Genomic DNA, 26981 nt, shown 5'->3' on the forward strand with positions numbered 1-26981 from the left:
AAAAGCTCTTTTTTTTGGGAGTATAAAAACAGTTTCAATAATTAAATATCGAATTTGTATTTATTATTTATATTATCCGAATATCAGGTTCATGTCCAAAAAAATCACAACTTCTGTTACCCTATAAGTCGTGAAAGTAATAGACTATTCAAGTATTTGTTCCTTTGTATCTCAAATTCAAAGTGTTCTGTTGATAACCCAATATAACTTTCATTATAATGTTTAAAAAGTAATCTAACAAAAGAGACTAAAAACTAAATAAACAGGATTGACATTAGTAATAATAAAAACTAAAGCACATATTGATGCACTAGTATAATAAAAAGTTACATAAGAAAAATAAAAAACACAGGAGGTAATCCTTAAATAAAACAACTTATCAACAGAAAAAGCATATTTTGAAGAGCCCAAAGTCTTTTCGACTTTTTTACTGCTAAAATTCATGCGTTATCCATAGGTAGCTTATTCTAATTATGAAATATCCTCGATTAATTTACTTGACTCACTTTGTATGCTGATGATACTATTGTTAATACTTTGTAATGCTAAAGTTTGCTCTTGTGCAACTATAGTATTTTTTCTAATTTCACTTGCAATAGCTTCGATACTTTGTTTTATATCATTTAACATCGCCTTGATTTCTTCAAAAGCTTTGTTTGAATTATCGGATAATTTCCCAATTTCTTCTGAAACAACTTTAAATCCTTTTCCTGCTTCACCTGCCCTAGCGGCTTCTATAGAGGCGTTTAAGCCCAAAAGTTTTGTTTGATATGTTAATTGATTAACTTTCATTAATAATCCATTTATGTCATGAAGATTCCCTTCAACATGGTTTGACTGTTCTTCAACTATTTGCATTTGATGAAAATTTTCCATACTAAGATCTGTAATTTCTTTTATCGTTTTTGTTATTTCTTCTATCCCATTTGCTATTGATTCTGTTATTTTATTCTTCGCAATATTACTTAAAAATTTTTCATATTCTTCTTGAACTATAAGTGAAGCCATTTTTTGGAGGGTTTTCATTCTCGCCGGATTTCCTGATATGCCAATACATCCAATATTTTTACCTTTATAAATGACTACGCCATTGTAACCTTCCTTCACACCAGTCAGTTTACTAGCATCCTCCGCTGTGATTGCTAATTCCTCGATTTCACCTGCCATAATTCTTTTAGCACCCTCATGAATTGTTCCAATACGGTTTTTTTGAATTGATGCAATAATCAATCCACCTTCAACCATATAGTTCACATTTTCTGAAGTCACTTTATTAAGTAAAAGTACAATATTTTCAGCTAATTCTGTTGGAAATTCATACATCCTAATCACCTCGTATTGTTTGAGTTTGTATAATTATAACTTTTATACTACAGATAAAGCTCAATATTATAATCATCAAGCTTTATCTGTATGTGAGATACTTATTCTTATGAACGGATCATTTAAAATGATCTTATTAAGATACTTTTATTTCACTAATTATACAAATAATAGCGTCAGAATAGATACAATAGTTATTGTCGCGACACCTTGTATCAGTGTTGCCATTGTCTGAGATTTATAAGCAGTAGATACATCCATACCACTAAACTCTGATACAACCCAAAAGAAACTATCGTTTGCATGCGAAACCGTCATCGCTCCCGCACCAATGGCCATAACTGTAAGTACTTTACCAAATACTGTTGCCAGTCCAAGTGCTGGAAGTAGTGGTGCTATTAAAGCAGATGTTGTAACAAGAGCAACTGTTGATGATCCTTGAGCTGTTTTTAATGCAGCTGCAATAATAAATGGCACTAGAATACCTATGCTTAAAGTACTTAGAGATGTTCCCAAGTAGTCCCCAATTGGTGTTGCTTTCAGAACTTCACCAAAAGCGCCACCTGCTCCGGTTATCATTATAATTGTTGCTGCATCTTTCAATCCTTCACCAACCCATCCTGTAAGGGTGTCTTTACTTAAACTCGGCAATAACGAAAATGAGAATAATAAGCCGATCATTAATGCATTAAGTGGCTTACCAAGGAAAATCATTATAGTAAATAAGCCATCCTGTCCAAATGGATATGTTGGAAAGTTAGCAATAGAACCCAGTGTAATCAACAAAATCGGAATTACAATAGGTGCAAACGCTTTAAAAGTAGTTGGCAACTTACCGTATTGTTGTTTAATCACTTCATAATCCATTTCTATCACTTGGGTATCTTCTTCAGAAGTATATTTTTTCCCAGCATAAACTGCCCAGGCATGTCCTGCTAACATTGTAAAGATTGATATACCTAAACCAACCATAATAACCAGACCTAGTTGATTTTCTAAACCAAGATTCCCCGCAGCAGCTATAGGACCAGGGGTTGGTGGTACTAATGTGTGTGTTGCATAAAGACCTGTCGCAAGTGAAACTGACATCATAATTCCTGAAGCTTTTGATTTTTTAACAAGTGATTTTTTTAAAGAATTTAAAATTACAAACCCTGAGTCGCAAAAAACAGGAATAGAAACAATATACCCAATTATACTCATGGCCAGACCCGGTCTTTTTTCACCAACTACCTTCAAAACTGAATCCGCCATAACAATTGCAGCTCCAGATTTTTCAAGAATCTTACCAATAATTGTACCGAGAATTATTACGATACCTATATACGTAAGGATACCACCAAAACCACTACGAATTGTTGATTCAATATCTAACACTGACATACCAGAAGAGAAAGCCACACCATAAGCTGCTATAATCAGTGCAAGAAAGGGATGAACATGAAATTTCGCTGTTGCAAGTACAATGAACACAATTGATAATGCTAGAATTACTAATAAAAATGGACCCTGAACCATAATACTACCTCCTATTTAGATGATTTATTGATGAGTGTCGCAATGTTAAAATACGTTTGATATAACAAATCTTTTGCATTGATAATGGCTTCATCTAACACCATTGGTTGATTGATGATACTGAATACAGACGTCAACCCCTTTTCATACATCTCTTCAAAACCTTTATCAATCGAACCTGCAACTGCAATAACAGGTATACCAAACTTCTGACCTAGCTGAGCAACACCAAAAGGTAGTTTACCATTTAGTGTTTGATGATTTATTTGACCTTCACCAGTAAATATATAGTCAAATTTACTTGAATTTATTATTTCTTCTAAACCAATTAAGTCACTTATTAGTTTAAAACCTGAGTCTAAGGTTCCATTTAAAATACCTAACAAGCCTGCACCCATACCTCCTGCTGCACCTGCGCCTGGGTAATTAAGAATGCTTTTACTAAACGTATTTTCTATAACATTTCCATAGTTTATCATACCTTTTTCGAGAAGTTCTAGCATTTCATTAGTTCCTCCTTTTTGAGGACCATAAATTCTAGTGGCTCCTTGTTCGCCTATCAAGGGATTATTTACATCACAAGCTACATGTATTTCAAGGTCGAATATTTCAGGTAATACCTTAGTCGATGAAATAGACCGAACATTAATCAAAGCTTGACCACCTTGACCGACCGCATCTCCCTTCTCATCAAAAAATTCGAATCCTAAAGCCTGGAGCATACCTAATCCTCCATCGTTAGTCGCACTTCCACCTATACCTATGACTATTTTTTTGCATCCTTTTTTCATTGCATCGAGAATCAATTCTCCCGTTCCATAGCTTGTTGCAACCATAGGATTTAATTCTTCTTTATTTGCATGCATTATTCCTGAAGCGCTAGACATTTCTATGATTGCCGTCTTATAATCACCTAAAATTCCATAAACCGCCTTAACTTTTTTAAAAAATGGACCTGTTACAATGCATTCGTGAAATGATCCCTCTGTATTCAGGACTAAAGCTTCAACGCTTCCTTCCCCACCGTCGGCTAAAACTATTTTTTTAACATTTGCCTGAGGTATTACTGCTAGTATTGCTGAATTTGCTATATCACAAATTTCAGACGATGTTAAACTTCCTTTGAAAGAATCTGACACTACTAATATATTCATTATGAACATTCTCCTTTTCAGAACTCTTGAAACAATAGGCTTATTATAGTTCTTTTAGCATCACACATATAGTGTCTAAAAACCAAAAATCACCTTATTTATTGTGCATTTAGCACAAAAATAAGGTGATTTTTGATATTAAACTATTTCTTTAACATAATATATTCGGATAGTAAACCCCAATAGGCTCTATCCGAAGTATTATTAATTGGGTCTAAGTTTAATATTTCCTTTATTTTATTCATTCTAAAGAGAACAGTATTACGATGTACATATAATTTCGCAGCACACTGATTCAAGTGCATATTGCATTTATACAAAGAAACTATAGTTTCTATAATTTCCGGCTTATCTTTAATGCATTCATATGCATTAAAGAAAAAATGGTCTAAAGTAAATTTAGAAATTTGTGATGAAAAATATCCAATTAAATAGTCTCTAATAAATCCTATATTACATCCGTACTCATTAGAAACACAGTTTATAATATACTCAGCTTCAAAAAAACTATTTTTCAAGCATAATATATCATCATAAAAGCTACCGACTCCTATATAACAATTCATAGGATATTTATCTTCTATTATTTTCATCACAGCTTGTGTATATTTGTAAATAACTTCTCGTTCCTCATTCTCATGGATTTCATAAGATGATTTAACAATTATTATGCGACTTGGGGACAAAAGAGCTGAAATGTCATTATTATGATGATTTGGAATATGTTTAAGGTCCTTTACAAAGTCTTGAACCATATCATCTGCGGTAAATGTTGTATCTTCATTTTGTATAGGTGAAAACTGCAAAACTATAATATTTCTTCTTACACTCATATCATAACCTAGCTTTTCTCCCCAGTTTTTTATGGAGACCAATGCTTCTCTATTTGATACATTTAATAATTCATTAATAAAGAATATTTTGTTGTTTTGACGATAATACATTTTTTGCTTAAGAAGTTCTTGTTCATACATTAATTCAATCATAGACTTTACAATATTTGCAAGGTCATTTAATTCTGTAGGATTACCAGTAATTCCAATAATACCTATTAAACTATCTTTGTAATAAAAAGGCAAATTAATCCCTGATTTTACGTCATTGTAAACATTATCTTCCTCTTCTTTAAAATCAATTCTACTTTTAATATCAGCTGCTTGCTTGCCAATTTTATGAAACTTACCGATTCTATCAACAGATCCACTTGCTATAATAATACCATCGGTGTCAATAATATTAATATTATATCCTATATCTTTAATGATTTTATTAACTAATTTTTGTAGCATATCACCATGAATTAGCATAGCCCCCTCCTTAATTAATCTACTTGGAATTTTTAAACGCCACAACTTTATTTTTTAAAGGTTTTTTCTTCATAAAAATATAATTTCTCACCTGATTATATGGTAGATCTGTATTTTTTTGAAATCATTGAATAAATAAAAAAGTTATATAAGCTCATATTAGCACAAAATCAGCTCTCATTAAATGAATTTTAATTCTATTTTATTATAAAATGATAGACATTCTTTCTTTTTCATAAAGATAGCTGTGAATGGGTTGCACTAAACTGTTAGCGTAAAGATAGTGTCGGATACAGAAAGATATAATAAAAACACCAAGTTGTGAAATTATGAGTTTTGCCTAGAAACCAACAATCATAAAAGAAAGGTGTCTTTCTTATGCAAACAAGTATACAACAATATACGGAGTTTGGAATCAAAAAGATTGAAAGATTTGTAGAAAATTTTATAAATGATGAAACTATGAAAATTGGAGAGTTTGTGTTAGGACACGAAAAGTTCTTACAAGAGCTAAAAAGAGAGATTATTGCAGAAACTATTGAAGGAATCGATGAGGTTTATAGAAATTCAAAGTAGTCACTCACTAAACTAGTCAAAAGTCGATGTCGATAAGATGGCTAGACTGAGAGCTTATGTGGCCAATGATGATAAAGTAGGTAATCTGTTTAAATACAAACAAAAAAATAGCAGTGCATATCCAAGAGAGGCAGGAAATAAGTCAATAAAGAGATAACAAGGAAACAAAAGACGTATTCCGATGTTGTGAACCATCAGACAGTCGCCGGTATTGGGTTAGTAGATGACATGTATTATTTTACAAAGAAACTAAGAGGCATCATTTAATCTACATTTGGTAAAACAGTAAAATATGCACATATTGTATAGTTCTAGTTTAAGTACCTGTCTGTTTGGCAAGAATTAGTTCAAGCAACGTTATATCTTTATATTCTCATTTATTCAAATAATGACAAGGCCAGAAACCTTCACCTGCTGCTGCTTCTTTGGTTGCAAAGACCTGGATCAAGTTATCTGTTTGTTCATGGATACACCTGTGATCACAGTAATAGAAAGAACCATCTACCATATCTTCATAACCATTTATAGGCTGTATTTTCAAAACATTACTTTGATGAAAAGAAAAAAAATCTAAGAAAGCGCCATATCCAAGAGGTGCTCCTTGAATACATACCATCAGACCGATATCATCTAGTGTCCGACTCCAAGGATCGTTGTCCGCTACGGGTACAATAAATTCGTACAACATACCTTGCTGCTTCGCCCATTGATTATGGCTAATAACGGTGTCTCTTAGACCTTCTTCAATGGAAGCGACGATGGCTCTTTTTCTTATACCCTCAAAGTTCGATTCATTAATACCTGAAGGTTTATGAACAATGGATGCAAAATCTCCCTTTTCTACCTCCCAAGTCTTCGTGTCCACAATCTCAACAAAATCATCTAAGGTCAATTTCATAGCATAATCCAAATCTTCATAGACATAAGGCTTTTTTTCACTTAGAACCGGCATAGGACTAACTTCGCCTGACACATCCCTAACTTGTTTCGTACCATAAAGATAATAACCGTCATAACCAATAATAACAATTGCCACGATATATTGGTTGTATTGGTCCTTTGCCGCATCACCAAAGGCCTTAAAACCATAATGGTAGGTTCTTAAAAAAGCATCCATCACTTCCTCGGTCTCAATACTGATGTGTTTTCCTCTAGCTTCATCAAAACTCCTTTTTGAATACGTTTTAAGGGCATAAGTACCATCTTCTATAGCACTGTTTATAATCGCCTCATACTGGTTTTTCAGACGCTCTCTTTGATCGAGACGATGGGTATTGAAATTATGAATCATATAAAAAGGTAGGGTAATAATCGTAAATAATATGGCGTACTTAATAAGATTCATGTCTTACCATGCCACCACCTCTCACAATAAGAGAAGGATACTGTGGGTCCATCCCATACAGTATCTGCCTTACAATTTGGCTTTTGGTTGGGGTGACGTTTTGCACACTTACAAAAAACATATCCCCTTGTTCCATAGGATAGAAACCTCCACTGTTTAATATAGCCTCAATGTCTTCTTTATAAAACCCTTCATAACTGATATGGTAATCCTCCATAAATAGACCACTATCATTGTAAACAGGAACATATACCTTTTCATAATGTTCCAGATTTATAAGATAACTATTACCTGTTTGATCTAGGGCTCTTAAAAACGTCTGATACGCCGATGCATCCAGTCTTCCAATATCCCTTGCACTATCTGTCATTTGATTGAGTTGTGTTGATATGACACTGTAGCTGATCGTATCTTGACGTTCATATAAGTACATAATCGGTACAATGAACATTAATATTACTGACAAAAAAATACCCAGTATTTTCCATAAGACTTGCTCCATCCTTTGCCTCCACTAATAACTCTTATAGTCGATGCTTATAACCTTTCCCTGACCATCGACTATTATTTCTGGTGTATACCTATAAGACCCAAGATTATTGATCGCCATCCTAAGACTTTGCATACCGGCATGATCGGTTGCTATTGGGTATAAAACGCCATTGATCATAATATCGAGTGCCCCACTCTTGTCAATGAAATACGACGCATTACCTATCTTTTGATCTTTACCCTTGTTGTCAATATCTGTTAACATAAAGAATAAAGTACTCTTAGAAACTTCTACATCCAGGGTATTATCTATACTTGTTACGATTTGTGGGTTGAATTGTAGGTGGGCATCTGCCACTTTCATATAATTGGTTGTTTTTCCGTCCATTCTAAAGAAAACACTTAAAGCGAATACAAAAATCATAAACCCAAATGCCAGTTCTAGAACCCGGTCGATATTATCATTCATAATTATTGCTGTTCAAACCGTATCGCCCTCACGATACCATTAACATCCGTCACTACAGTGGCATAGAACTCACCATAAGGGTTAATATACGCTGTAGCATTGTTTTTATCTTGTACTGATTTTAACATGTTGTTTGTTGTTCCTTCGGCAATCGGTGATAACGTTCCTGCTTCTGCTGATCCGGTAGATAGATAGTAGGTGGATGAACCACCTTTTACTACGATAATTTGCATTTCATCCGGTGTCGCCTTATAGCTTTTTATTGCATTAATAACCTGTGTACCGCTAACATATTGATTGTCATATACCCCATATGCTGCATTTGCCAGTTGCTGTGCTTGCATGTCCAAATTACTCATACTTTCATCTGTCATTTTTGATGCTTTTCCATAAGCCGACATGCCAATTGCCACAACAGCAACAAAAAGTAGTATGCTTACGCCTATCCACAAAGCCTTTTGTATATTACCATCCATTCCATACACCCCCATATTTGATTGTTTTTATAGCTGCATCATCCGGTTCAAGTATGACTCCATATCTGCCATACTGCTAACGATCATAGGATAAATCATATATAGTAGTATGAAGCCATATACCGGCACAAACCCTATGATTTTCCCCAAATTTACTTTCTTTTCTACGATCTGCTCATTGGTTGTTTTTCTAACTTCTAGATAATGGCTTTTTTCTGATTCAAGCTCATCAAAAGCTTGTTTTATCGTAATGTCTTGTGCGGCTAGAATAAGACTGTCCACCAAACGTATAAATCTAGAGTCATCCGATACGTCTCTTAAGGTTTTTAGTGCATCCACCATGCCGGATGAACTGTTATTGATACAATCCTGAATGGGTGCTTTAAAGGTATAAGCATACAAGGCCATCCATTCAAGAACGTCCATAAGAGACAAACGCTCATGATTCATCAACATCAACAATATGGTACTAAAACCCATAACCTCATCTTCAACATCAAACCTTAGAATTCTTCTTTGAAAAATCAACATAACCTCCGGAATATTATAGGCTAAAACACCTATTACAATAATCAGCAGGACCTCCCACCATTTTATATATTGATCCATAAAAACCAACTGTTTTTTCATAAGTCGCTGTGCCATCATCTCACTCTCTGAAACAGGAATGCCATTTTCTTCCAGTAGACGGATTACATCTTCCATTTCCATGTTCCTGTTCAACTTCTGTAAGTAACTTCGATCCTTAATGGTTATGGCTTTTGCTTCCATAAGTGCCGACTCCGAGAGTTGACCGCCTAAGAAATAATCCGGTATGGTCGGTGCTGTCAGAATCATTTTTTTAGTATTCATTTGTAATCCTAGGATGACCATAAGAGCCACCACACACCCTATAAAGAAATACAGACATTTTCTTGTGATAAAAGATTCCACATCTAGATGACTGGCACTATTTTTCAGCTTAAGTTTAAGTTTATAATAATGTCCTTTATGATAAGATGGTTTAATATAATCAACCATTCGGTAAAGGCCCTTCTCATAAAGTGTCTTTTCCAGTACCTTTTTCTTATTAACCACCGTTTTTTGATCATCAAATTGTTGAATTTTTCTTAGTAAAAAATACGCAAGCAATACCATCATGATAATAATAATTTCCAGCAAAAAACCTGATCTGCTTTCATAAAAGACTTTTAATGGCATAAAATAGCCACTGGCCCAACGCTTAACCGGATTGATAAAAAATAGTGGTAAAAATACAATCATATTCAAGCTTTTTAAGGCATAATTCAACTTCTCTCTCTTACTTAACTCAATCCTAATTTCATCTGTCAAATCACTGATATTTTTCAAGAAAACACTGTGTCCTTCTACTTTTGTATCGCCGTATTCCATCGTAATATAGGCTAGGCCTAAAAACATTTTCAGGAATTTGTTAGGCGCTGTTTCGTTGTATGCCAATATCTCTTTTTCAATATCCTTTGCCCTTAAGACGTCATGAATCCGTTCTCCTTGAATGCGTATTTCGTAATGCGTTTCGCCTAATTCTTGGCAAGCATCATAGACAGCTTCATCAATCATATGGGTTTCATAATACTTGTGCCTTACCATGTCATTGAATTTGAGTTGTTGGTGTAGCAGTCGATTCTTAAGGCGCTCAACCAAAAAATCAATCACAGTCTCCAGTAGAAGCCATATGACCACCAAAAAAAGCAGGAGCAATATCGGTTGTCTTGTAATCATAAGCATCCCTGCCATCAAAAGGATCATAATTGCCATAATTAACAGATATATTTTGACTGTTTTTTTGCGTATGACCCGTTCATTGGTATGTCCTATCATCTCTATTCTAAGACGAATATTTGCTATTTTGTGTCTTGTAAGCTTAAATCCCGAGAAAAATTTGTAAATTGACAAATAATACCTATTGACCTGCTCCTGGTTCTGCTTCACCCTCAAATGCTGTTGTCTTTTTTTAAGCCGTCTATCTATGACATTGGCTACAAATATTAATCCAAAGGCCATAACAATAAAGAGTGCACCTATAACCATCCATAACTCATAACTCATTATCCACAACCCCAATTCTCATTTTGAAATAAGACAAAGTCCTGAAAATCCTTTTTCGACATGTTCTTTCCCATTTCCTTGATGGTATTTTCACTCATACTATGCACCGTTTTATAACACCCTTCTTCAAATACAACAACATCTCTGCTTTCATACTTTTTCCGATCTGTCCTACGGGTGAAGTAATCCGTCATTGTATCCATAAAAGCACTTTGTTGATCTACCTGATTGGACGTTTGTCTATAGTCTTTGTTATAAGGTGTTTCAAGCTCTAGGGCTACAATTTCTGTTATTCTGGAAATATATCTTTTACCGTCTCCATCTCGTTCTAGATGAATATCAAAGTCCAACACACTTACCACTTGTTGCTCTGCTATTTTTTCATCTCGAAATACCCCACATTTAAGTAGTGAATTTCTTAGGGATAAAACCAAATCTTTTACAGATTTGGCATGATGGGTAAACAGTGTGAACAAAGATGCCACTTGAGCCATTTGTAGCATCCAAACAGCAACCTCATCTGTGGCAATCTCACCCAATATACTCACGGATCCATCTGTTTTTTTCTGAACATCCATACCTGCTTGTCCCGTTATGGTGGGTGTTTCTTTAAAAGTTAAAATGTTTCGCATAGGATATACTTTTCTAAGATGTAGTTCAAAAGCCATTTCCTGAACACGAAGGGTTAATGTCCCATAAATAGCCTCAACCATTGCCATCAATAACGTCGTCTTCCCAGAACCTTGAGAACCTGTTATCGATATTATTCTTGCACCTTTAATCAGATACCGAATGGTTTCGATTGGTAGCTTAGCATTTTCATCAGAAATCAATTCTTCTAGGGTTACATTGACAATATGGAATTTCCTAACAAAAAATGCCCAGGATTCAGAGAAACCCGGTCTGACAACAACAACCCTTGACCCGTCTTTCATTTCATTTACTTTAAAGCCTGTACTTTCTGAAAGCTGTCCCGCTTTGTTGTAGCGATATATATTCTGACAAATACGCCGCAATTCTTTTTCAGTTCCAAAGGAAAGAAAGGACAAGTGTATAGATTTTCCTTTATAAAATATCCAAATACTATCATAATGATTCGGTGTCTGTATGATTTGACTCAGATAGTCTTCCATCACTTTGTCTGTAGCTTTTTCTACCACGCCTGAAACGCCACCAGATACACCATCAATCGCCATGTCCCTTATCTCATCCACAACACCAAAACCTTTATAAATCTGATAAACCCGTTGTGTAATAACTTTCAACTTATCGTCATAGCTAAGTTGTATCTGACTATTACAAAAGAGCTCTTCAATTTCTTGAGTTGTAATAATGTATGATGGGGTTTTTCCATTTTCAATGATGTGCTTTAAATCATCAAGGTTATGCTCCATAATCATTTGGCTCAGGGCCAATGTACCATGACTTTTTTTGTAATGATACAGCAAAATCTCGAACTTATCCTGAACACTTAGAAAACTGGGTTGTCCAAAGTACATAATTTTGTCCACATTTTTTTCTGTTATATAGTTTTTCTTTAACAAATCGCAAATGAAATCTTTCACATACTCTTTATCAAGGGCTGATCCATAGGTACAATTTTTCAATGCTTTTTTTAAGGCACTTCTTTTGTTAAGTCGTCTTTTAAACTCATCCTCAGACAGACCCATTTCATATAGGTTGGTTCTTGTAATGTCATTAATAGCGTCTTTTATAAAATCTACAATGGCTTCAAATTGAAATCTTTCATTGTTATTTAAAAGTTTCTGTTCTAAATAATGGGTTGAATCACCTTTTTTAAAATATACGATTGATATAGCGACAAATATTATTAACACCACCAGTATCATTATAAAATTAAGCATAATCGATACTAGCCTCCTGATTGGTTTTTTCTAACTGCTTCATCATGCATTCGCAGTTTTTTTCCAGATGTTGCAAAAGGGTTTTGTGCTTGTTTTTGGAATTGATGGTTAGATGACGCATGATGAAATCAAGCACACGACTGTTGTTGCATGCATCCATAAAACCTACATCATAAGGTATACACATTACATTATCCATCCCGTAAGTTTTGCTTAGATTTTTAAGTGTATACCGACTGTTTTTATTATACATACCGATATTGTATAATACTGATTTCTCACCTAACAATGAAGCATAAGATGGATTACTAAAATATGCATCCAGTAATGCCTTGTTTTGATTCAGACAAACCACCACCAAATCAGAGTGTTGTATGATTTTTCGTGTTAATTTATGGTGGGTACCACTTGGCACATCAATCATGGTCAAATCATAATCTCTATTGGCTACAACAAAAATCTGGCTCAGTAAATTTAACGTTTCTTGAGCATCCATCGGCTTAGATGTCTTAGTACCTTGTAATAAGTCCAAGCGTCTATTTGCCAAAAGAGATATGGTATAATCACAGATCATGCCAGATGCCAGTCTTCTGTTTTTTGCCAATCGTTTCAAGGCATCCAAGCCATTGTCGCTAAAATCCAAGAAATCTTCATGCTGATGCACCTTTTCCTTAATAAAACAACTTTCCAAAGTACTTCTCTCAAAATGACTATGTGCTAAAAGAATTTTAAAATTATATAAAAGTGCCGACATACTTGCCATGGCAACGGCAGCACTCGTGGTTCCTGTCTGACCATGGTTGGGTGACCAAAACGCTACCTGCATTCTATTTGCACCTCCTCGCCTTTTTTAGCCACTTTTTAATGGCTTTATCTTTATTGCCCGTACTATGTTGTATCATTTTTAGAATAAGTTTTTGATAATCTTTAGACATGTGACGCATCCGAATCGTGAGGTCATAATTATTTTCTATCTCCATCATCAAATCCCATTCGTTTAAAGGTCGTTCCAGTACATGGATTTTTTTGGAATCAATCTTAAATCTATTGTTCAAGTATTTACCGTTTATTTTACTGTCTACTAAGATGTTATGATAAATAACACAGTCTTTTTCTAAGATCTCCTTGCAAAAAATGGTTTCGTTGTAAGTTACCTCAGATTGATTGGGTCCTGTTATGAAAAATATATAGTCATAATTGTCTCTATCTAATTCTACCTCATCCATAATAAGATAATCGACTTCAACTAAGTCCGGTCTATGACTCATGATTCTAAAGGTCTCATTATATTCATAATCTTCTAAATCACCCATTAAATTTTGTTGTCTTGTAACCAACAAAACTTTATGTTCCATCGATAGGACCTTCCCCAAATAGAGCCCCAAGTAATCCTTTTCATTTGTATTTGCTCCAATCAAACCTATGCGCATCATATTCTCACCTAAAATCCAGACAACGTTGTGTCTTCGTCCTTCTCTTTAATAGCTTCATTAGTAATAGGTTCATTACTCTTTGTAGGGGATGATGATTCCTGTGACGGTTCATCTTCAACATTTACCGTATGATCTTCTACACGATCCTCTGTTGGTGTCAAAGGATTCATGGTCATGGTTGGTATGGCCATGTTCGTCTCAAAAACGAACACCCGCCTCATCTAATAACGTTAACAAGGAAGCATCGAGCACCCGCCTTTTACTTAAAACTTGTTCTGCATTCGGAATCTTAAATATATTCGGATTTTCCATATAAAGGGCCAAGACACTTTGATTGACCGGATAATTGACAACAGATGGTGCCTGTTGGTCCGCATTGATGTATTTGACCAAATAAACTCTAGTGCCTTCTGTCAGGTAAGTATCTACCATCGCACTGGACATGCGAAGAACCTCTTCTTCTTCTAGGGCCAAATCTAACAATCCCATATGGACCTGGTCTCTGGAACGTTCAAAGGATTGTATCGATTTCTTCGCTAAAACGATGTAATCCTGACCTGTAGGAAATGCAATCCTGACATCCACCACATCTGTATCTTCTAGTAAGTACGGTAATTCAATAAACCCAAACTCATAGATTCTAAGATTCTTATCCACCAAGGCGTCCTCCATAAACATAGACGGCGTCAACGGCAGATTTTTATCCACATCCATCAAAAGCTTTTTCCCAAGTAATGAAGAAGCTTCGGTGTAACTGGAGTCGATTGATTTTTCTGCGTCGATCTGCGATAATATTACATCTTCTTTTGTCAAAATACTTCCCTTTTTTAAGGACTTCGATGCTACTACAATGGTATGTGTTAATACCACTTCTTTTTCTTGATATATTGTGGTGGATAGAAACTCTGAAATCTCTTCTCTAAAAGTCAGAGATAAGACCGTAATCAATAAAAGACATAAAACCACACCTAGGAATCCTGCCACTAATAAGTTTTTTGTACGTTGTCGAATGATTGACATCTCACGCCTCCGATCCAATGATTTTTTTCATGTGTTCTAGTGTCTCTTTCTTTCTTACAAAAGGGTCTACACAATACGGTATCGTATGAAAGGACATACCTATTTTTCTCCCTATTTCCATCATTTCATCTTTTTTCCCATCCGGAAAAAGCCATTTACACCTCTGGGTCATAAGCATAGAATATCTGATACTAAATTCATCCACTTCATGTATCTTCCAGTCACTCACATGTCCTATAACCAAAGGTATATCTGCACGCTTATGCTCTTCTGCATATTTTTTTATAGCACCACCTATATCCAGCACTATGTAATGATAGTCTCCCTGATACAAATCCATAAGCTTTTCTTTTGATGTGGCCTTATAGTATGTAACACCTTTAATCGTAAAAGATTCTGTTGACATGACATCATGGTGCAAGCCTTCATATGCTTTTTCGATTCTACCAAAGTGGCCCGTATCATTAAGTTCCACTATGACTACCTTTCTCCTTTGTTTAGAGAGATAGTACGCCATCATAATACAAAAATGGGTAACACCTATACCCTTAGCTACGCCCGTCACTGCTATAACTTTGCTTCTTGATTTTTGAATTTTTGAGTGCTTGAACTTTTGATCTAATATGGTCTTTAACATCCCCAAACTTACTCCTTTTTATTCCTATGGATTGTGTAGCGTTTGCTTCAAAAATATCATCGAACAACTTTTTAGAGCGCTCCGTCACCTGATATGGATTCGGGTTATAAGGAATCTGATAACACTTGAAGTTAGCCATACTTTTTTTTATTTCTAGAAAAGCATCATCATCCATAAAATTGAACATATAGTGATACGACGGATTCGGACTACCAAAATAATATTCTTCAAAATAATCAATTTCCCAATCCTTACCACCACATAGCATTAGAACTTGATGGCTCTTCTGATAACTACCTTTTTGTACCAAATCTTCATACTGACCGCCATCTACTATGATGACATCATAGATATCCATTATGCTCTTATCATAAGACAGATGATTCTGAAAACTATAAAAATGAATGTCCTTAAAAATGAAATAGAATTTCTCTTCTATGATGGTTTTATACATATTATTGATTTTTATAAAATCATGATGTGCCTGCCATTCAATCAAGGCAACTTTTAATCCTTGTTCACAAAAGTAATGAGCAAGTACTATAGCTATATGCGTTGTACCCAATGACCTGTTTATACCTGTTAGAGTAATAACTTTATGACCTTTTTCAAGAAAAACATCATAATCCTTGTTATCACCATCCCGACTGTTTAAGGCCTTAATGTCTTCTTGTAAGGTTGCAACACTTTGATACCTTTTGCCTTGAACCGTTTCAATACATTTCATAATAATTTCTTCTAAGCCTGAACTGATGAAAGGATTTTCTTCTCGTAAAGGTTGTAATCTATAAGGTGGTGTACTTAAATTCTTACCTGTTAGCAAATAATACATACTAACACCCAGTGAAAATATATCCGTGCGTACATCCGCCTTCGAAAATCCGAACTGTTCAGGCGCTGCGTACCCTCTCGTTCCAAACTGAGTCGTATCCCTAGTCGTATCTTGGCTATATTTTTTTGCTATGCCAAAATCTATCAGTTTAATATGCCCATTTTGCATTCTAATGACATTACTGGGTTTTAAATCTCTATAAATAATCGGGTGCTCTTGGAAAGTGTGTAAATAATTCAGGACATCACAAAGTTGCAACATTATATCGATGATTTCATTTTCTGTCAGCTTATTCTTAAACTTCTCAAGCACCTTGCCTTCGACATATTCCTCAACAAGATATATTCGATCTTCGTCTTCTTCAATATCCATAATTATTGGAATTGAGGGATGACGTAATTCAATCAAAATATTTTTTTCTGCCAGTAAATCGACCTCACCATCTTTTTTCTTAATGGCTTTAATCGCAACCAAGCTCCCTATTTTATTGTTCTGAGCCAAATATACGATACTGGTCCCACCAATACCAAGGGGCCGGATAATCTTATAACGTTCAAAGAGAATAACGCCTGCCAATAATGTATCTTCCAAGTCCTTCACTCCCAATCCCAATTCTACTAGGCACCATACTCTTATATATTATAGGGAGACCCTCCATAAAATGCAAGAAGTTTTTTGATAATTAGCTTATTTATTTTAAATTATTTCATATTTTAAACAATTATGTTTATATATCACAAAAATGGAAACAATTCCACAATATAGGAATCATTTCCATTTATAACAAGGCTAACCATAAAAAGACCGTAATTCATACAGACTATGGAAGGGTTTTCATGGGACCCCTTTAATAAGTTTATCTTTTTCTCACTAAAAAAAGGCCTCTAAGCTTTTCCCACTTAGAGACCTTTATAATTTACTTATACAAAGAGTTTAGATACAGACTCATTATGATGAATCCTTGAAATCGCATCTGCCAATATATCTGCTACCGACAATTGTTTAATCTTATCTGTCTTTTTACCTTCAGGTAAAGCTATCGTATCCAGAACAACCAGTTCTTTAATCGCTGACTTCGTTATTCTTTCTATAGCCGGTCCGGATAAAACAGGGTGTGTACAACAAGCATATATCTCCGTTGCACCTTGATCATATAAGGCATTGGCAGCATTACAAATTGTACCTGCCGTATCAATCATATCATCTACCAATATAACCTTTTTACCTTTGACATCACCAATAATGTGCATAACTTCACTCACATTATCCTCCGGTCTACGCTTATCAATAATAGCAATCGGCACATCAATGGCTTCTGCAAAACTTCTAGAACGCTTAACTGAACCAATATCCGGTGAACAAATAACTAAGTCCTCTTTTTTGTCATGAAACTTTTCTCTGTAATACTTGATCAAAAGAGGATTACCAAGCATATGGTCAACAGGAATTGTAAAAAATCCTTGTATCTGTGCACAATGGAGATCCATAGTTAGAACTCGATCACAGCCGGCAGTTTGGAGCATATCCGCTACCAGACGTGCTGTAATTGGATCTCTAGCCCTAGCCTTACGGTCTTGTCTTGCATAGCCGTAATATGGCATAACCGCTGTAATGCGTCCAGCTGAAGCTCTTCTTAGGGCATCAATCATAATGAGTGTTTCCATTAAAGTGTCATTAACAGGGAATGATGTGGGTTGAATAATAAAACAATCAACGCCCCTTACCATTTCTCCGATTTTTACGTACGATTCACCATCGCTAAACTTACCAACCTCTGCAATGGATAATTCTGTTCCTAATGATTTAGCTATGTTGATTGCCAGTTCTTGGTTTGCGCCTCCTGAAAAAACTTTAATGCCATCATTGTTTCTGATTACACTGGTCATTCGTCTTCCTCCTAGGTTAATGCATTCACGTTATCTGTTTCTCTTAGCCCAATCCTCAATGTTTGTTTGCCTTGTTCTTGCTATACCTAGTGCGGATTCCGGTACATCATGTGTTATTGTCGATCCAGCAGCTGTGTAAGCTCTGTGATGTACAGTGACAGGAGAGACAAGGTTCGTGTTGCAACCTATGAAAGCTTCGTCCTCGATTGTCGTTCTATATTTTTTCTGTCCATCGTAGTTCACCACTACGGTCCCACATCCAAAATTAACGTTTTTTCCAACATCCGCATCTCCGATATACGTAAGATGAGATACTTTGGTCCCGTCACCAATGGTTGCGTTTTTGATTTCTACAAAATCACCTATTTTTATATTTTGACCTATATTTGAATTTGGACGTATGTAAGCATACGGTCCAATAGTGGTATCATGACTAATCTTGCTCTTTAATGCCGTAGACTGCTCAATATGAACGCGGTCTCCAAGTTCGCACTCTACTATTTTTGTGTTAGGTCCTATTATACACCCTTCACCAATTTTTGTATGACCTTCTATAAAAGTATTGGGATAGATTTCTGTATCTGCTCCAATGATAGCATCTTTACTAATATAGCATTGATCCGGATTGATCATACCAACACCCTCAAGCATCAAGTTCTTATTGATACGCCTTTGCATAATCAAACCTGCTTCAGCCAATTGAACTTTTGTATTGATCCCTAGAATCTCATCACTTTCTTCTGTAACCAATACTTCTACCTTACCGCCCATATCCATAATAATCTTCATAGCATCCGGAAGGTAGTATTCACCTTGAACATTATCATTGGTTAACTTACCTAAAGCATCTTTAAGTGCCTTCGAGTCAAAGCAATACATGCCCGAATTGATTTCACAAACCATTTTTTCCTGTTCTGTCGCATCTTTATGCTCCACACTCTTAAGGAATCGTCCATTATCGTCACGTAGAATCCGACCATAACCAGTAGGGTTCTCTACCATCGTCGATAATACAACGACGTCACTGCTGGTTGTCTCACAGTGCTGAATCATCGCCTTCAATGTGTCACTTGTGATTAATGGCGTGTCTCCAAAAAGAACCAAAGTCTTTCCCTCAGCGTCCAAAAAATCCTCTGCCATCATGACCGCGTGTCCTGTTCCAAGTAGCTCTGTTTGCTTGGCATAAACCACATCGTGAGATATAGCTGCCTCAACAACCTCACTTTGGTGTCCTACTACCACGCATATATCTTCTATACTTGCTTCCTTAGCAGATTCTATGACATAGTCCACTAATGTTTTTTTTAGAATTTCATGAATGACTTTTGGTTTACCTGATTTCATTCTGGTTCCGCCACCGGCCGCCAAAATGATTGCCTTGATTTTTGACAAAGAAGACACCTCTTTCAATTTAACATAAAGTTAATACTGTCCGTGCTACATTTTACACTAGAAATTATATATGTTCAAGGTTTAACTCAATAAAAAAGCACTTCTAGATAGAAGTGCCAAAAATCATTCCATTTCAGCCATTTCTTCGTATACTTCGCCTTCATCTAAAGAAATGGTTTCATATTTTTCAAGTATTGACTTTTGTATTCTATCCCGTGTAATCGAATTAATGGGATGTGCAATATCTCTAAACTCTCCATCCAAAGCTTTCCTGCTTGGCATAGCTATGAACAGACCCTTTTCTCCCTCGATTACTTTGATATCATGTACAACAAATTCATTATCAAAGGTAACCGAAACCACTGCTTTCATTTTTCCCTCTTTGGTAATTTTTCTTACTCTTACATCTGTAATCTCCATGTTTACCCCTTTCCATAAGTAGCTCTGACTATAAGTAACTTAACTGTCCACTTTGCACCTAACACTAATATCATACATATATCTCTTTCGTCCTCTTATTACAGGAAAATATTAGTACTAAAGGCCATTACTCTGTAAAATCACCACTATAATTATTATAGTATATTATCAATAGGATGACAACTCTTTTTCTTTGTACGGTCGCGTTAATTTACTGTCGGAAAAGTAAGGATAGAAAAATCGGGTCTTTGACACTTGCCGAAGTAACTAAAACAGCGAAAACCTTATAACAAGCCTATTTAGGCTTATTTTTTTGTCAAATTCTACTCTTTTCATTTACGTTCTACTACGTTCTATGATATAATATAGGGTATTAGGAGGTGTTGTTATGAGGCTGAAAGTTGTAAATTCTAAAATGTTCAATTATTATATGTCATAGAAACTATTTATGTTGATGGAAAACAAAAACTAGAACCGTCGAAAAACTTGGCAGATATTCTGATTTAGAAAAAAGCTAAATGGTGCTAATCCCATAGAGTGGGCCAAAAAGTATATCGAAGATCTTAATCGCCAAGAAAAAGAACAAAAACGTGAGGTTATTATCAAGCTTAGGCAATCCACGCTTATTGATAAAGAGATTCAACGTTCCTACAACGGTGGCTATCTTTTTCTTCAACAGATTTATTACCAGTTAGGGCTTCATAAGATTTGTAACGATATTTCTTCAAGGCACAAGTTCACCTATGACCTTAACGGTATTCTCTCTCGTTTGATTTACGGAAGAATTTTTTCCTTCTTCCAAGCTTTGCACCTTTGAATCTTCTAAACGTCTTCTCGAACAGCCAAACTTTGAATTACAGAACATTTACAGGTCTTTAGAAGTTATCGCTAAGGAATCCGATTTCATACAATCACAGCTTTACAAAAACAGTCTAGCAGTTTCTAAACGTAATGATCGAATTCTTTATTATGACTGTACCAACTACTTTTTGAGATTGAACAAGAAGATGGCCTTAAACAATATGGACCCTCCAAAGAAAACCGTCCTAACCCTATTGTAGAAATGGGCTTGTTTATGGATGGAGATGGTATTCCTCTCGCTTTTAACATTCACAGTGGCAATACCAATGAGCAGGTGACTCTAAAGCCTTTAGAAAAGCAAATTATCGAAGACTTCAAACTATCCAAGTTTGTTGTATGTACTGATGCCGGCTTATCTTCAAATGCAAATAGGAAGTTTAATAATATAAATGGACGTTCTTTTATTACAACTCAATCCATCAAAAACTTAAGCAGTTTTTAAAAGAGTGGGCTTTAGAACCAACTGGATGGAGGCACAATGATTCCAAAGAAACCTTTGATTTAAACCTGTTTGATGAAAATGAAAGTCTTTGTGAGCAATATAAGAATATGACCTTTTATAAAGAGAGATGGATTAAAGAGAATGATCTTGAGCAAAACTGATTGTCACCTTTTCTCTTAAATACCGTTATTATCAACGTCAGATCAGAAACAAACAACTTGAACGTGCCACAAAACTCATTAGCACTAACCCAAAAAGTATAGGTAAGAAAAGACAAAATGATTATAAACGATTTATCGCTTCCACCAATGTTACAAGTGATGGTGAAGTTGCAGAAGAGACACTTTACCATCTTAATTCAAATACTGTTGCTGAGGAAAGTATCTATGACGGCTTCTATGCAGTATGTACTAACCTTGACGAAGATGCTTCTGAAATAGCTAGAATTAACCACCGACGTTGGGAAGTTGAAGAATGTTTTAGAATTATGAAGAGCGAGTTTAAAGCAAGACCTGTTTATCTTCAAAGAGACGACCGTATAAAAGCGCATTTTACAACCTGTTTTCTAGCACTTGTTTTATATAGATATCTGGAGAAAGACCTAGACAACCAGTTTACAACGAACGAAATCGTCGGCCAGTTAAAGGATATGAACTTCTATTGCGTTCCTGGACAGGGTTTTATTCCGACCTATACACGTACTGATTTTACAGATGCACTACATGATACCTATGGATTTAGAACAGACTATCAGATTGTCAGCGACAAAGAAATGAAAAATATATACAAAAGACTAAAAAGTAAAAAAAGTACGCAAAAATTAATGACATATAAAAAGCTTGAAGCCCCTATTTATAAGGGATTTCAAGCTTTTTCTGTTTCACAACTGTCAAAGACAGGATTATAGTATATTATCAATAGGATGACAACTCTTTTTCTTTGTACGGTCGCGTTAATTTACTGTCGGAAAAGTAAGGATAGAAAAATCCTGATGAGATATTTTGAGTTCTGTAAAAACCATCTTATCATAGTTTTATAATTCATTGTACCTTTTCCATTAATTTTGCATACTTAAAAAGCCAGTCCATTTAGGATTGTGGCTACTAGACTTTAGTATATCTAAATTCGTCGGCTAAAAACCCTTCCATGACTACATTGCAAACGACCTTCGTTGATACGTCCATGTATCAAACGAAGGTGGAATACATCCTTGTATTCTGGCGTTTTGCAACATAGTCATTCCAGGAACTTTATCCTCTACACATCTGATTTCACTTTTTCTTATGTCTTTTACTAAACGTAGATCAAATGATGCCCCTTAGTTTCTTTGTAAGACAATACATGCCATCTACTAGCCGGGTACTACCTGCGACTGTCTGATGGTTCCAAACATCTGTATAGGTCTTTTGTTTCCTTTTGATCTCTTTATCTACTTCTATTTTTATCTCATCTTGAATCATGCGGTGCTGTTTTTCTTGCTTGTATTTAATCAAATCACATACTTTACCATCATTGGCTACATAAGCTCTAAGTCTTGCCATCTTAGTTACACCTTCCTTTGACCATCCTAGCGGACGGCTACTTAACCTTGAAGAGAGGAGGTGGCTCACTTGACCTTCAGCACTGCAACCCATCCTTGCATATTCATCATGATTAGGTCTTATTATGGCTTCCCAGTGATTGCTTATGTATACCCTGGTTCTTCTTATCTGTTCTTTTCTATTCTCGCTATCTGAGTACTCAAGGGCTATGTCAAAGACTGTATTGACTGCTTTTTATCCTCAGATCTTATGCCGTCATAGATTGCCTTTCTTGCATCTGATACTGAATCACCAAGATGACCTATGGCTCTCATAATTGCTTGGTTTAAATGGAATTTATCAAGCACAAAATGACACTTTGCCCCGAGCACATCCACTCCTGATTTTATCCACGATGCGCCATCTCCCATGATGTATATATGTTCCAAATAGTCTTCATCATAAACCACATCTATGTATTCAAGCACTTCTTCCCATAAGTCTTCACTCTTTTTGTAAACGCCTGCAAAGTAGTGTTTTTCTATTAGTCTATTTCTTTTACTTCCTTGGCTTTCTTTCTCAACATCCTCAAAATACATGCTAGACGTGGCTCTATTGTGTTGCTTTTATAGCCATTTTCTCCGACTTTTAAATCTCCCTTTTATTGTTGAATTGTAAGGATACATGGTCTTCATCAGCATTTATATATAGGACTTTGACCTGTCTCTTTTTCTTTACAAAGGGTATTAATGCAGGTATTTCTAAGCTATGAACCTCTTTCATGACCGCTTGTTTACTAATAATATCTTCTGTATGCGTTGCATGTTCACCACTAATTCTATAGCTAGTGTCAACAACATGCTTTATGGCTTCTATAACCACATCTTCACTTTTTCTCATGTTTTTGTAATACCACATGCTTTATCTGCAAGAAATATGAATTCACCTGTTTCTTTCGACTTAAAATAAGTCCTTTTGTACTTGATCTCACCGCATGTGCTTGTAAATGAATTAGGGACCCTAGCACGTTCAACCACGTAGTGACTGGTTCGATATGCTGATTTTCTATACACCTCATCAATGCCTTCTATTGTCTCTGCAATAATCTCTCGTTGCAGCTCCTGTAATGGTTTTCCTAACTCAAGAACAAACTCTCCAATATTCATTTGATCATCATTTATAAAACTTTCTACTACTTTTTCAATCTTTTTGATACCAATCTCCATAAATTGTTGTATACTAATATGCATAAGAAAAACACCTCTCTGTTATGATTTATGGTTTCTAGACAAAACTTATAATATCACAACTTGGTGTTTTTCTTTTATCTTTCTTTATCCGACACTATCTTTACGCTAACTCTTTGTACCTATGGAGCCATAATCCTTGAAATTCCTTGATTTTACGCGTCATTATAAAACAGGTTGAGATCTATGTTATTTAATTATATGAATCTATCATCGTTTTTACAATAATGATTTCTCCAACATCACCCTTTACCACCGTGCCTTCAATTAAGTTACAATGACTGTCGATGATTGCGTTTTCAATATGGCAATCGTCACCAATATAGGTATCGTTAAGTATAATTGCATTCTTAACCACTGTATTGCTTCCAACAAAGACATTTCTAAAAAGAAGTGCATCTTCAACACTACCATTAATGATGCTGCCACTTGAACATAAGCTGTTCGAAACCTTAGACCCATAGTTGAATTTTGCCGGTGGTTCATCTTCCACTTTGGACATAATGTTAGGTACTTTCCTAAAAAAATCATCTCGAATGGTCTTGTCTAGAAAATCCATATTCGTCTCAAAATAGGATTCCACACTTGCAATACTTCTCCAGTATCCTTCATGAATATAGGCATAAATCTTCTTTTTCTTCCTGTAACGCACAATAATATCACTGACAAAATCATGACGTTCTTCTTTTGCACAACTTTCAATGAGTTCGATGAGTAACCTTCGACGTATAATATACATACCGGTCGAAACGATATTCCCTTCAGGCTCAATCGGCTTTTCTTCAAATTCAATAATTCGATTATCCGAGTCCACCGTCGCAATACCAAATCTATTTAATTCCCGTCTATTATTTTCTTCATAACAAATCATTGTAATATCAGCTCTTTTTTCAATATGGTACTGTAAGACTCTGCTATAGTCCACCTTGGCTATACCATCACCTTGAGCGATAATCGCATAGGGTTCATGACTATTTTTTAGATAGCTTAGATTCTGGTAAATGGCATCCGCTGTACCCCGATACCATAAGCTATTTTCGTTGGTCATATATGGTGTGAATACATATAAACCACCATGCTTTCGACCAAAATCCCACCACTTTGAGGAGCTTAAGTGTTCAATGAGGGATCTTGAATTATACTGGGTCACAACCGCTACTTTATTCACACCAGAATTTGTCATATTACTTAATGCAAAGTCTATTGAAAGGTAACTTCCAGCAATAGGCATCGCTGCCAAAGCTCTATTCGTTGATAAATCCTTTAATCTTTCATTTTTCCCGCCTGCTAATATAATACCTAATGCTCTCAATCTGAACCCTCCTCTGAAATTAGACTTTTTCCACTGGTCAATTTGCTATCTGCAAAAGATGAAAGGGTAACAGGACCATCTATTGCACAATTTTTACCAATTTCAATATTTGGGGGTATAACTGTTTTTTCACCAATAACAGAGATACCAGAATAATAGATATGAGGTTGTGTCTCGTTAATGACATCCTCGCCCACACCAATTTTAGTGTTTGCGCCTATTCGTGCCTTTTCAGCAATAATGCTTTTAAACACCTGGACACCTTCACCTACCACCGCATTGTTCATAATTATTGAGTCGCGAATGACTGCATCTTTCTCAATAATGACATTAGATCCGATGACGGAATTATAGACATGACCATAAATTTCAGCGCCTTCGCCTAGAATACACATTTCGACACTGGCCCCTTTGGCAATGAATTGTGGGGGTTGTATCGCATTTTTGGTATAGATTTTCCAATAGGATTCATAAAGATTGAACTCCGGAACCAAATCAATCAGTTGCATATTGGCTTCCCAGTAGGCCTCTAGTGTACCCACATCTTTCCAAAAACCATCAAATTCATAAGCATATAGATTATAGTTCTTATTTAGCATATACGGTAAAATATGTTTTCCAAAGTCACTGTCCTCATGTGTTTCCTCAGATAAAATAAGGGCTTGCCGAAAGGCTTTCCAATTAAATATATAGATGCCCATAGAGGCCAAATCGCTGGTTGGATTTTGGGGTTTTTCTTCAAAGTCAATAATTTTGGCATCTTCTTCTGTTTTCATCAAACCAAATCGATGGGCTTCCTCCATAGGTACTTTATAGACTGCAATGGTAACATCCGCTTTTTTCTTCTTATGATAGTTTAACATCATTTCATAGTCCATCTTATAAATATGATCTCCAGATAGAATCAACACATATTCCGGATTATAATAGTCAATATATGGAATATTTTGATAAACAGCATTGGCCGTACCTGTATACCAAGCATTATTATCTTTACTGACAAAAGGCGGCAGTATGGTGACCCCACCAAAATTTTTATCAAGGTCCCAAGGTATACCAATACCAATATGTTGGTTTAATAACAAGGGTTGATACTGTGTCAATACACCCACTGTATCAATCCCTGAGTTAATACAGTTGCTTAAAGTAAAATCAATAATTCTATATTTACCACCAAAGGATACTGCCGGCTTTGCTACATGAGATGTTAATATACCCAATCGACTACCTTGACCGCCTGCCAATAACATTGCTACAATTTCTTTTTTTCTCATAATATGCCTCCCTTCTTATGGCTCTATAATATCATATTTTTTATACTTTAGGTTCTAATTTCACTGACAATTTATTATAAAATCGGTTAACTTGCTGTTTATTTTTTATACAC

The 26981-nt window shown here is 35.4% G+C and carries 26 protein-coding genes and 2 pseudogenes; 2 read left to right on the forward strand and 26 right to left on the reverse strand.

Translation table 11 applies throughout. From position 1 onward, the window contains the following. Window positions 1-471: 471 nt before the first annotated feature. The 4 genes from PATL70BA_RS07765 to PATL70BA_RS07780 form a co-directional block, all read right to left on the reverse strand. Window positions 472-1323, reverse strand: coding sequence for a sugar diacid recognition domain-containing protein (locus PATL70BA_RS07765; RefSeq protein WP_125136839.1), 852 nt, complete (start codon window positions 1321-1323; stop codon window positions 472-474). Between the two features lie 159 nt (window positions 1324-1482). Beyond that, the gene (locus PATL70BA_RS07770) at window positions 1483-2841 is read right to left on the reverse strand and encodes a GntP family permease (RefSeq protein ID WP_125136840.1); all 1359 of its coding nucleotides are present in this window, start codon (window positions 2839-2841) and stop codon (window positions 1483-1485) included. An 11-nt stretch (window positions 2842-2852) separates the two neighbouring features. Further along, a complete protein-coding gene (locus PATL70BA_RS07775; RefSeq protein WP_125136841.1) occupies window positions 2853-3995 on the reverse strand; it encodes a glycerate kinase family protein in 1143 nt (380 codons plus the stop codon). A gap of 143 nt (window positions 3996-4138) precedes the next feature. Continuing rightward, window positions 4139-5302 (reverse strand): CdaR family transcriptional regulator, encoded by a 1164-nt coding sequence (locus PATL70BA_RS07780; protein WP_125136842.1) that lies wholly within the window; start codon window positions 5300-5302, stop codon window positions 4139-4141. 378 nt (window positions 5303-5680) lie between these two features. On the opposite strand from PATL70BA_RS07780, the gene PATL70BA_RS07785 reads away from it, so the two are divergent. Next, the gene (locus PATL70BA_RS07785) at window positions 5681-5878 is read left to right on the forward strand and encodes a hypothetical protein (RefSeq protein WP_125136843.1); all 198 of its coding nucleotides are present in this window, start codon (window positions 5681-5683) and stop codon (window positions 5876-5878) included. A gap of 373 nt (window positions 5879-6251) precedes the next feature. On the opposite strand, the gene PATL70BA_RS07790 is transcribed toward PATL70BA_RS07785, so the two are convergent. From PATL70BA_RS07790 to spoVG, 15 genes are all read right to left on the reverse strand, one after another. After that, on the reverse strand, window positions 6252-7223 hold the full coding sequence (locus tag PATL70BA_RS07790; RefSeq protein ID WP_125136844.1) for a hypothetical protein: 972 nt from the start codon (window positions 7221-7223) through the stop codon (window positions 6252-6254). Beyond that, on the reverse strand, window positions 7210-7725 hold the full coding sequence (locus tag PATL70BA_RS07795) for a hypothetical protein (RefSeq protein WP_125136845.1): 516 nt from the start codon (window positions 7723-7725) through the stop codon (window positions 7210-7212). Before PATL70BA_RS07795 ends, PATL70BA_RS07790 begins: the two co-directional genes overlap by 14 nt. Before the next feature lie 12 nt (window positions 7726-7737). Then, window positions 7738-8184, reverse strand: coding sequence for a hypothetical protein (locus PATL70BA_RS07800; RefSeq protein WP_125136846.1), 447 nt, complete (start codon window positions 8182-8184; stop codon window positions 7738-7740). A gap of 2 nt (window positions 8185-8186) precedes the next feature. Beyond that, window positions 8187-8660, reverse strand: coding sequence for a hypothetical protein (locus PATL70BA_RS07805; protein ID WP_125136847.1), 474 nt, complete (start codon window positions 8658-8660; stop codon window positions 8187-8189). A gap of 27 nt (window positions 8661-8687) precedes the next feature. Then, the gene (locus PATL70BA_RS07810; RefSeq protein ID WP_125136848.1) at window positions 8688-10727 is read right to left on the reverse strand and encodes a hypothetical protein; all 2040 of its coding nucleotides are present in this window, start codon (window positions 10725-10727) and stop codon (window positions 8688-8690) included. Continuing rightward, window positions 10727-12592, reverse strand: coding sequence for an ATPase, T2SS/T4P/T4SS family (locus PATL70BA_RS07815; protein WP_125136849.1), 1866 nt, complete (start codon window positions 12590-12592; stop codon window positions 10727-10729). The genes PATL70BA_RS07810 and PATL70BA_RS07815 overlap by 1 nt, the downstream gene beginning before the upstream one ends. Next, entirely contained in the window at window positions 12585-13418 is an 834-nt protein-coding gene (locus PATL70BA_RS07820) for a chromosome partitioning protein ParA (protein WP_125136850.1), read from the reverse strand. The genes PATL70BA_RS07815 and PATL70BA_RS07820 overlap by 8 nt, the downstream gene beginning before the upstream one ends. Window position 13419: 1 nt before the next feature. Further along, complete coding sequence (locus tag PATL70BA_RS07825; protein WP_125136851.1) at window positions 13420-13947, reverse strand: hypothetical protein; 528 nt, start codon at window positions 13945-13947, stop codon at window positions 13420-13422. 86 nt (window positions 13948-14033) lie between these two features. Beyond that, on the reverse strand, window positions 14034-14237 hold the full coding sequence (locus tag PATL70BA_RS07830) for a hypothetical protein (RefSeq protein ID WP_125136852.1): 204 nt from the start codon (window positions 14235-14237) through the stop codon (window positions 14034-14036). After that, the gene (locus PATL70BA_RS07835; RefSeq protein WP_125136853.1) at window positions 14224-15045 is read right to left on the reverse strand and encodes an SAF domain-containing protein; all 822 of its coding nucleotides are present in this window, start codon (window positions 15043-15045) and stop codon (window positions 14224-14226) included. Before PATL70BA_RS07835 ends, PATL70BA_RS07830 begins: the two co-directional genes overlap by 14 nt. A gap of 1 nt (window position 15046) precedes the next feature. Beyond that, window positions 15047-15682 carry a Rossmann-fold NAD(P)-binding domain-containing protein gene (locus PATL70BA_RS07840; protein WP_125136854.1) on the reverse strand — a complete coding sequence of 212 codons (636 nt, stop codon included), beginning with the start codon at window positions 15680-15682 and terminating at the stop codon, window positions 15047-15049. Then, window positions 15594-17105 carry a serine/threonine-protein kinase gene (locus PATL70BA_RS07845; RefSeq protein WP_172596165.1) on the reverse strand — a complete coding sequence of 504 codons (1512 nt, stop codon included), beginning with the start codon at window positions 17103-17105 and terminating at the stop codon, window positions 15594-15596. Before PATL70BA_RS07845 ends, PATL70BA_RS07840 begins: the two co-directional genes overlap by 89 nt. 329 nt (window positions 17106-17434) lie before the next feature. Further along, window positions 17435-18400 carry a ribose-phosphate diphosphokinase gene (locus tag PATL70BA_RS07850; protein WP_125136856.1) on the reverse strand — a complete coding sequence of 322 codons (966 nt, stop codon included), beginning with the start codon at window positions 18398-18400 and terminating at the stop codon, window positions 17435-17437. Window positions 18401-18430: 30 nt separating this feature from the next. Next, window positions 18431-19792, reverse strand: coding sequence for a bifunctional UDP-N-acetylglucosamine diphosphorylase/glucosamine-1-phosphate N-acetyltransferase GlmU (gene glmU, locus PATL70BA_RS07855; RefSeq protein ID WP_125136857.1), 1362 nt, complete (start codon window positions 19790-19792; stop codon window positions 18431-18433). A 123-nt stretch (window positions 19793-19915) separates the two neighbouring features. After that, window positions 19916-20212 (reverse strand): septation regulator SpoVG, encoded by a 297-nt coding sequence (gene spoVG, locus PATL70BA_RS07860; RefSeq protein ID WP_125136858.1) that lies wholly within the window; start codon window positions 20210-20212, stop codon window positions 19916-19918. Window positions 20213-20600: 388 nt separating this feature from the next. On the opposite strand from spoVG, the pseudogene PATL70BA_RS17215 reads away from it, so the two are divergent. Beyond that, window positions 20601-22314 (forward strand): annotated as a pseudogene (locus tag PATL70BA_RS17215) (IS1634 family transposase); the annotation flags it as partial. Window positions 22315-22819: 505 nt separating this feature from the next. Here PATL70BA_RS17215 and PATL70BA_RS16900 read toward each other — a convergent pair. The 7 genes and pseudogenes from PATL70BA_RS16900 to PATL70BA_RS07895 form a co-directional block, all read right to left on the reverse strand. Then, window positions 22820-23056 carry a hypothetical protein gene (locus tag PATL70BA_RS16900; protein WP_330510209.1) on the reverse strand — a complete coding sequence of 79 codons (237 nt, stop codon included), beginning with the start codon at window positions 23054-23056 and terminating at the stop codon, window positions 22820-22822. Window positions 23057-23077: 21 nt separating this feature from the next. Next, a pseudogene (locus PATL70BA_RS17120) lies at window positions 23078-23266 on the reverse strand (UPF0236 family transposase-like protein); the annotation flags it as partial. Then, a complete protein-coding gene (locus PATL70BA_RS16780; RefSeq protein WP_125136860.1) occupies window positions 23263-23634 on the reverse strand; it encodes a UPF0236 family transposase-like protein in 372 nt (123 codons plus the stop codon). The pseudogene PATL70BA_RS17120 and the gene PATL70BA_RS16780, both read right to left, overlap by 4 nt. Window positions 23635-23683: 49 nt before the next feature. Next, on the reverse strand, window positions 23684-23935 hold the full coding sequence (locus PATL70BA_RS16785; protein WP_172596088.1) for a UPF0236 family transposase-like protein: 252 nt from the start codon (window positions 23933-23935) through the stop codon (window positions 23684-23686). Continuing rightward, window positions 23932-24285, reverse strand: coding sequence for a UPF0236 family transposase-like protein (locus PATL70BA_RS16790; RefSeq protein ID WP_125136861.1), 354 nt, complete (start codon window positions 24283-24285; stop codon window positions 23932-23934). The genes PATL70BA_RS16785 and PATL70BA_RS16790 overlap by 4 nt, the downstream gene beginning before the upstream one ends. 190 nt (window positions 24286-24475) lie before the next feature. Further along, window positions 24476-25594 carry a glucose-1-phosphate adenylyltransferase subunit GlgD gene (gene glgD / locus PATL70BA_RS07890; protein WP_125136862.1) on the reverse strand — a complete coding sequence of 373 codons (1119 nt, stop codon included), beginning with the start codon at window positions 25592-25594 and terminating at the stop codon, window positions 24476-24478. Further along, window positions 25591-26868 carry a glucose-1-phosphate adenylyltransferase gene (locus PATL70BA_RS07895; RefSeq protein WP_125136863.1) on the reverse strand — a complete coding sequence of 426 codons (1278 nt, stop codon included), beginning with the start codon at window positions 26866-26868 and terminating at the stop codon, window positions 25591-25593. Before PATL70BA_RS07895 ends, glgD begins: the two co-directional genes overlap by 4 nt. Between the last annotated feature and the right edge of the window lie 113 nt (window positions 26869-26981).

Origin of the sequence: Petrocella atlantisensis (assembly GCF_900538275.1) — a bacterium.
Taxonomy (GTDB): domain Bacteria; phylum Bacillota; class Clostridia; order Lachnospirales; family Vallitaleaceae; genus Petrocella; species Petrocella atlantisensis.

Coding starts and splice junctions, on each gene's coding strand:
- PATL70BA_RS07815 (WP_125136849.1), bottom strand. CDS start 12,592: ATGCTTAATTTTATAATGATACTGGTGGTGTTAATAATATTTGTCGCT.
- PATL70BA_RS07825 (WP_125136851.1), bottom strand. CDS start 13,947: ATGGAACATAAAGTTTTGTTGGTTACAAGACAACAAAATTTAATGGGT.
- PATL70BA_RS07765 (WP_125136839.1), bottom strand. CDS start 1,323: ATGTATGAATTTCCAACAGAATTAGCTGAAAATATTGTACTTTTACTT.
- PATL70BA_RS07800 (WP_125136846.1), bottom strand. CDS start 8,184: ATGAATGATAATATCGACCGGGTTCTAGAACTGGCATTTGGGTTTATG.
- PATL70BA_RS07840 (WP_125136854.1), bottom strand. CDS start 15,682: ATGTTAAAGACCATATTAGATCAAAAGTTCAAGCACTCAAAAATTCAA.
- spoVG (WP_125136858.1), bottom strand. CDS start 20,212: ATGGAGATTACAGATGTAAGAGTAAGAAAAATTACCAAAGAGGGAAAA.
- PATL70BA_RS16790 (WP_125136861.1), bottom strand. CDS start 24,285: ATGCATATTAGTATACAACAATTTATGGAGATTGGTATCAAAAAGATT.
- PATL70BA_RS07835 (WP_125136853.1), bottom strand. CDS start 15,045: ATGTCAATCATTCGACAACGTACAAAAAACTTATTAGTGGCAGGATTC.
- PATL70BA_RS07820 (WP_125136850.1), bottom strand. CDS start 13,418: ATGCAGGTAGCGTTTTGGTCACCCAACCATGGTCAGACAGGAACCACG.
- PATL70BA_RS07770 (WP_125136840.1), bottom strand. CDS start 2,841: ATGGTTCAGGGTCCATTTTTATTAGTAATTCTAGCATTATCAATTGTG.
- PATL70BA_RS07780 (WP_125136842.1), bottom strand. CDS start 5,302: ATGCTAATTCATGGTGATATGCTACAAAAATTAGTTAATAAAATCATT.
- PATL70BA_RS07810 (WP_125136848.1), bottom strand. CDS start 10,727: ATGAGTTATGAGTTATGGATGGTTATAGGTGCACTCTTTATTGTTATG.
- PATL70BA_RS16785 (WP_172596088.1), bottom strand. CDS start 23,935: ATGAGAAAAAGTGAAGATGTGGTTATAGAAGCCATAAAGCATGTTGTT.
- PATL70BA_RS07785 (WP_125136843.1), top strand. CDS start 5,681: ATGCAAACAAGTATACAACAATATACGGAGTTTGGAATCAAAAAGATT.
- PATL70BA_RS07790 (WP_125136844.1), bottom strand. CDS start 7,223: ATGAATCTTATTAAGTACGCCATATTATTTACGATTATTACCCTACCT.
- PATL70BA_RS16900 (WP_330510209.1), bottom strand. CDS start 23,056: ATGGCAAGACTTAGAGCTTATGTAGCCAATGATGGTAAAGTATGTGAT.
- PATL70BA_RS07895 (WP_125136863.1), bottom strand. CDS start 26,868: ATGAGAAAAAAAGAAATTGTAGCAATGTTATTGGCAGGCGGTCAAGGT.
- PATL70BA_RS07850 (WP_125136856.1), bottom strand. CDS start 18,400: ATGACCAGTGTAATCAGAAACAATGATGGCATTAAAGTTTTTTCAGGA.
- PATL70BA_RS07805 (WP_125136847.1), bottom strand. CDS start 8,660: ATGGATGGTAATATACAAAAGGCTTTGTGGATAGGCGTAAGCATACTA.
- PATL70BA_RS16780 (WP_125136860.1), bottom strand. CDS start 23,634: ATGTATTTTGAGGATGTTGAGAAAGAAAGCCAAGGAAGTAAAAGAAAT.
- PATL70BA_RS07795 (WP_125136845.1), bottom strand. CDS start 7,725: ATGGAGCAAGTCTTATGGAAAATACTGGGTATTTTTTTGTCAGTAATA.
- PATL70BA_RS07775 (WP_125136841.1), bottom strand. CDS start 3,995: ATGAATATATTAGTAGTGTCAGATTCTTTCAAAGGAAGTTTAACATCG.